We start from the raw sequence: 1,985 nt of genomic DNA on the forward strand, positions 1-1,985 counted from the left end.
CGAGAAATGTCATTCCGATAATCCCTTTCACCTTTCGATTCTTTGCGGCAACAAAATAAGTTTCCATGCCGCCCGCCGATAAACCATACAAAAAAATCGGCCGATCATCTCTTGTAAATTCATAATTCAAATAATCGTTACCGCACTCAACCCAATCAGAAAAGGTTATGGTCTGTTTTCTGTTTACTGCCGTTTCCCCATAGAGCGGCATATCAAGCGCAATCACTTCAAAGCCATCATCGGCAAGCGGTTTTCCGATAATCGTCGTCATCTGTCTGCCATTGGTTCCTACACCATGAAATAGAATAACCTTCGCTTTTGCTCTAGGATTACGGTAAGTATCTAAATGAATCAGATTATCTTGCCATTCCCAGCTTTCTTCTTTGGGCATCGCGGCATCCGTTAACTGATAGCGTAAAGGAAGAAAACTTTGAATTTCTTTCCAATTGTTCTGATTTTGATAACTAATGCTTAAAGCTTGTTGATTGCTCATAATAGTAGTCTCCTTTTAGTTTATAGGTTTGAACTCATAAACATATTATGTCAAAATATAACGCCTTTAATCAGACGTTATTTTGATTATCCATTTCAATTGATGACAACAAATCTTTCAATTGTTTAATCGTTTTTTGAAGATTTAAGCTATAAATTCGCTCTTTTCCGTTCTTCTTAACGGAAACCAACCCTGCATCCAAAAGCAATTTCATGTGATGTGAAACAGCTGGGCGGGAAAGCTCTAAATTTTCAGTCAATTCACTAACCGTCATTTCTTTTTTATCAAACAAAAGCATGAGGATTTGTTGTCTGCTTTCATCCTGAAGCATGGTAAATATCGGAATACATTCCGACAAAATACTCATTGTTCGTTTGCTCATTGGCACCTCCATAATATGTTCATAAGTTTAAACATATTGTATAACCTTACTTTTCAAAAGTCAAGAAGGAACACGGTTTTCAAAGACTATTCTTTGCGTTTTCCATCCTCGCTCCAACAGACACATACGCTCTCACGCAGTAGTTCTCCTAGGAAACTGCTGCTGTTTTTCTTTATATTTATCATCAATGTCTAAAGCCTTCAATAAAACCTCGTCAGAATCAGTCACAGGATGATCTTCCAAAAACTTAATCATTTCCTCTGCACCTTCGTCAGTTTTCACAATTGATCCAACTGCAAGAACAAACTCATATCTGTCATAAACATCCTCAATTGCTTCTAACATTAATTTCATTTTTTTCGCTTTTCGCTTAAAGGCATCGCGCTCACTCCTCATCTTTAATGTCTATTTAACGCTTCGTTTATCACTAATATCCAAAGACTTTAATATCACTTCATCCGTACCTGCATCTGGGTGCTGTTCTAAATATAAAATCATTTCACTTACTCCTTTATCACCCTCTACATAACTTAGCACACCAGTTATAAATTCATGTTCATCATATATGTCAGGAACTTTTTTAAGCATTGCTTCGAGCTTATCTAACAATATTTTATCTTGCATATATTTTCACCTTATCTTTTTTACTATCAATAACTGTATGGTTATAATTCTGTAATTAATCAGCATAATCATAGGCCATGCAAGACCCTTTAAAACGAAATATTCTTATGCTAGGCTAAATTTTTCAATTTAAAATCATACCATTACTTTCATACATATAGATTATAGCGTTTATGTACAAAAGTAAATGCATGCCTATAAAAACATCATCATTATTTATATATCGTTAATCATCCATAATGTAAAAAGAGCTCCCAACCGATAAAGTCCGATTAGAAGCTCTAGGGCTGAATGTTGTCCATAAAAAACAAAAGCCCATGAATAGGGCTTTTTTTAACTATTGGTGCGCGTGAAGGGACTCGAACCCCCATGGTTGCCCGCTAGATCCTAAGTCTAGTGCGTCTGCCAATTTCGCCACACGCGCAGATTTAATTGCTATCTGATTATAGCATATTTATGATAAAATGCAAGCATTATTTTGATTAA

At 35.7% G+C, this 1,985-nt stretch carries 4 protein-coding genes and 1 tRNA gene; all 5 read right to left on the bottom strand.

Features of this window, described 5'->3' with window-relative positions; all coding sequences use genetic code 11:
- On the bottom strand, positions 1-493 hold a 493-nt coding region (locus DAHG_RS19550; RefSeq protein ID WP_022938577.1), incomplete at its 3' end, for an alpha/beta hydrolase.
- A 70-nt stretch (positions 494-563) separates the two neighbouring features.
- Complete coding sequence (locus DAHG_RS11875) at positions 564-875, bottom strand: ArsR/SmtB family transcription factor (protein WP_022938578.1); 312 nt, start codon at positions 873-875, stop codon at positions 564-566.
- A gap of 132 nt (positions 876-1,007) precedes the next feature.
- Positions 1,008-1,229 (bottom strand): hypothetical protein, encoded by a 222-nt coding sequence (locus tag DAHG_RS11880; protein WP_022938579.1) that lies wholly within the window; start codon positions 1,227-1,229, stop codon positions 1,008-1,010.
- 51 nt (positions 1,230-1,280) lie between these two features.
- Positions 1,281-1,499 carry a hypothetical protein gene (locus DAHG_RS11885; RefSeq protein WP_022938580.1) on the bottom strand — a complete coding sequence of 73 codons (219 nt, stop codon included), beginning with the start codon at positions 1,497-1,499 and terminating at the stop codon, positions 1,281-1,283.
- A gap of 341 nt (positions 1,500-1,840) precedes the next feature.
- Positions 1,841-1,923: transfer RNA gene (locus DAHG_RS11890), tRNA-Leu, on the bottom strand.
- Between the last annotated feature and the right edge of the window lie 62 nt (positions 1,924-1,985).

It is taken from the genome of Dielma fastidiosa (assembly GCF_000313565.1).
GTDB lineage: Bacteria > Bacillota_I > Bacilli_A > Erysipelotrichales > Erysipelotrichaceae > Dielma > Dielma fastidiosa.

Excerpts from the sequence above, each read along its gene's own strand:
- DAHG_RS11875 (WP_022938578.1), bottom strand. The coding sequence starts at position 875 with ATGAGCAAACGAACAATGAGTATTTTGTCGGAATGTATTCCGATATTT.
- DAHG_RS11880 (WP_022938579.1), bottom strand. The coding sequence starts at position 1,229 with ATGAAATTAATGTTAGAAGCAATTGAGGATGTTTATGACAGATATGAG.
- DAHG_RS11885 (WP_022938580.1), bottom strand. The coding sequence starts at position 1,499 with ATGCAAGATAAAATATTGTTAGATAAGCTCGAAGCAATGCTTAAAAAA.